This window comes from Staphylococcus pasteuri, assembly GCF_030547725.1.
GTDB lineage: Bacteria > Bacillota > Bacilli > Staphylococcales > Staphylococcaceae > Staphylococcus > Staphylococcus pasteuri.
In genome coordinates this window covers 1-284 of record NZ_JAUOQO010000245.1, presented here as the reverse complement: position 1 = coordinate 284, position 284 = coordinate 1, and the positions used below count along the sequence as shown (strand labels likewise).

The 284-nt window shown below is 58.8% G+C and carries 1 protein-coding gene; it reads right to left on the bottom strand.

The genetic code is table 11. The annotated features are described in order from the left end of the window. The coding region (locus Q4528_RS13545) for an aminomethyltransferase family protein (RefSeq protein ID WP_303522053.1) at nt 1-284 on the bottom strand (284 nt) is incomplete at both ends.

Genomic DNA, 284 nt, shown 5'->3' with positions numbered 1-284 from the left:
CCATGAAATCTTCGGCAGATTTTTGCAGATAATCCGCGTCATAGGCGGTCCAGGCCCCGGCAGAAACGAGGTAAAATCCGTTCTCTTCACGGCGCACGATGGTATATTCGGTGTGTGTCGTGCCCGCGCCGGTCAGCGCATAGGTCAGGTTGATCCGGCCCACCTTTGGCAATTTGTTGGTGGTAAAGTGGTCGAGGAATTCCGTCGCGCCGGGCCCCGAAACCCAGTGTTTGGTAAAGGCGCTGGCGTCAATCAGGCCAACACCCTCGCGCACGGCCTGCGCC